Genomic DNA, 3,039 nt, shown 5'->3' with positions numbered 1-3,039 from the left:
GATATAGATCTCGATTGCGTTAACGAATTTGCAAAGCATCATTGTAATTGCCAGGGTGGTCGAAAGAAACGCAGCGTGTCTAGAAAGTACGTAAAGCGCGTACTAAAGTTTGTGATGTACCTTGATGAACAAGGGATTATTGAGGTAAATACCGTTCAACATGACTCGTTGCCGCCACTGATCGTCTCGTTTACCGAGTATTTAAAAGATCGTGGCCTTCGACCTGTGACGGTCAAGCAGTATCGGTGTTCAATGTTATTACTTTTAACGAAGTTAGGGCCAAATACAGAAAAATATAACATAACGCTTATTCAGCAGGTCGTATGTGATGTAACCCAGCCTCTTAGTCGAACGGCCGCCGCGCATGTAGTGGTAGGGTTACGAGCTTATTTGCGCTTTTTATCATTAAATGGCCTATGCCTTCCCGATTTGGATAAAGCCGTCCCTACTATTGCGCAATGGTCGTTATCGTCCATTCCTAAATATATTTCATCAAACGACGTTGAAGCAGTCATAGATGCATGCGATATCAACACAGATAAAGGGCTAAGAGACCGCGCTATTATTCTATTGCTTGCCCGCTTAGGACTCAGAGCGGGTGATATCGTTGATATGCAAATTGATGATATCAACTGGGCACAAGGTACATTGACTGTCTGGGGCAAAGGGCAGAAAGAAAGTCGTTTACCATTGCCACAAGAGGCAGGTGACGCCATTCTCGTTTACTTAAATAATGTGCGTCCTTACATCACCAATAAGTCATTATTCCTATGCCTAAATGCCCCATTTAGGGCATTAGGTAATGCTTCTTGTGTTTCTAGTATAGTTGGTGCTGCTTTAAAGCGAACGAGTATCAAAAACTTACCTTCTTATGGTGCACATTTGTTAAGGCACTCCGTTGCTACCTCGCTATTGCGAGAAGGGGTAACGCTGGAAGCCGTTTCAGCTTTGCTACGACACAACTCCCTAGATATGACTATGTATTATGCCAAAGTTGATGTCCCTAATTTACTCAAAATAGCGCAACCATGGCCGGAGGAAGGAGCATGTTAAAAGAAACCATTGATAAGTATGTTTCCATGCGCAGAGCAATGGGGTTTAAGTTTACAGTGCCGGCAAGACAATTGGAAAGCTTCGCCAAATTTGCTGAAAGTAGAGGTGAAGTGCATGTTCGATGTCATACCGTCATTGAATGGGCTGGATTAGCGGTAACTGTCGCTCAAAAACGCAATCGATTACTAATAGTTCGTCGATTCTCAATTGCAATGAAGTCGGCTGCAAATAAGTACGAAATACCGCCACGTGACGCCTTCGGTCGTTATGTGCGCATTCGTCGTCTACCCCATATATATACACCCGAAGAGATACAACGGTTACTCACTGCGGCCTCTCGATTATTGCCGGTTGACACTATCAGGCCAAAAACCTTCGCCACTATGTTTGCATTGATGGCGAGTACGGGTATACGAATTAGCGAAGCACTAGCATTAAACATTGACAACATAAGCGAAGATGGTCTTGTGATCCGGGACACAAAATTTAGGAAAGATAGGTTAGTACCGTTACATATATCAACGAAATATGCGCTTAGCGTCTACGCAAAATACCGCGTCAGTTATGGTAACGGAACACCTGCTTTATTTATTTCCAATAAAGGGACTCGGCTACCTTATTCAACTGTCGTCACTGTGTTTTTACAGCTAATGAGGGCAATTGGTTTGCGTGACTATAATGATGCAGGTGGTCCCTGCTTGCATGATTTACGTCATACGTTTGCCGTAAAGTCGCTTGAACAATGCGAAGGAAATCGCGTTGCAATATCTCGTCACATGGTTGCGCTAAGCACCTATCTTGGGCATGCCCACATATCAGATACCTACTGGTACTTGCAGGCCACATCGACACTACTAACAAAAATATCGCAAGAGCAAGAAGCGTCTTATAGGAGTATTAATGATGACTAATCTGGCCTTTCAACTGAGTGCTTTTTTACAAGAGTACCTAACTAATGAACGACGCGTTAGCCAACATACCATTGATGCTTACGCATATACGTTTCAACTCCTGACGACCTTCGCCGCGACCATATTGAAGACTCAACCGTCAAAGTTAATGATTGAAAATCTTGATGTTACGTTAATAGTCGATTTTTTAAATCATTTGGAAACCACTAGAGGTAATTCTCCTCGCACTCGCAATGCTAGAATTGCTGCGATTAAAGCCTTCTTCCGTTTCTTGGAATATAGGCTAGTAGCATGCCTTGACCAGTCTCGACGCATCCACTCAATACCAATCAAAAAAGCAGGTCATAAGCTTGTTGACTATCTTAACAAGATAGAAATGCAAGCGCTTTTGGATGCACCGGATCCTCAAACTCATTCAGGCATACGCGACCGCGCAATGTTGCATCTGTGCTTTGCTGCTGGCTTAAGAGTCTCCGAATTAGTGGGTTTGACGCTTAATCAAATCGTGTTTCAACCTTCTGCGACAATCCATATTATTGGTAAAGGAAGAAGGGAGCGTATATTGCCATTATGGAAGGAAACAACAACTGTACTTCGTGCTTGGTTGGCTATAAGACCTAGTAACGCAGCGGTGCCAGAGCTTTTTCTTAATGCACAAGATAGCTGCATGACGCGTTCTGGCTTTAAATATATATTATCAAAGCATGTTAAAACCGCAGCACTAAAGCAAGTTACCTTGCAGGAAAAGCGAGTATCGCCCCATTCATTGCGGCATTCGTGCGCTATGCATACCCTCAAAGCGACTCATGACATAAGAAAAGTATCCTTATGGCTGGGTCATGCAGACTTAAAAAGCACTGAAATATACCTGAGGGCAGATCCAGACGAGAAGCTAGAAACGCTGATGGCAACAACGCCACCATCGCTTAAACGTGGAAAATTCAAAGCACCTGATAAACTTATACAGATGCTAAAAGCACGAAAGTAACGGGTCTGTATTATGTGCAGTAAAAATGAAATGAAACTATTTAAATACAATAGCTTGTAATTTTTACTGCACATAATTAACCACTCA

Annotated in this window: 3 protein-coding genes; all 3 read left to right on the top strand. The window is 42.8% G+C overall.

The window, feature by feature from the left end; translation table 11 throughout:
- Nucleotides 1-1,053: tyrosine-type recombinase/integrase (locus CXF95_RS26070; protein ID WP_232788052.1), on the top strand; the 1,053-nt coding region annotated here is incomplete at its 5' end.
- Complete coding sequence (locus tag CXF95_RS26065; RefSeq protein ID WP_101201389.1) at nt 1,047-1,964, top strand: tyrosine-type recombinase/integrase; 918 nt, start codon at nt 1,047-1,049, stop codon at nt 1,962-1,964. The genes CXF95_RS26070 and CXF95_RS26065, both read left to right, overlap by 7 nt.
- On the top strand, nt 1,954-2,952 hold the full coding sequence (locus CXF95_RS26060) for a tyrosine-type recombinase/integrase (RefSeq protein WP_232788051.1): 999 nt from the start codon (nt 1,954-1,956) through the stop codon (nt 2,950-2,952). The genes CXF95_RS26065 and CXF95_RS26060 overlap by 11 nt, the downstream gene beginning before the upstream one ends.
- Nucleotides 2,953-3,039: the final 87 nt, after the last annotated feature.

Source organism: Paraglaciecola sp. MB-3u-78, from assembly GCF_002835935.1.
In the GTDB taxonomy this organism is placed as follows: domain Bacteria; phylum Pseudomonadota; class Gammaproteobacteria; order Enterobacterales; family Alteromonadaceae; genus Paraglaciecola.
This window is presented reverse-complemented; position numbering and strand designations above follow the sequence as displayed.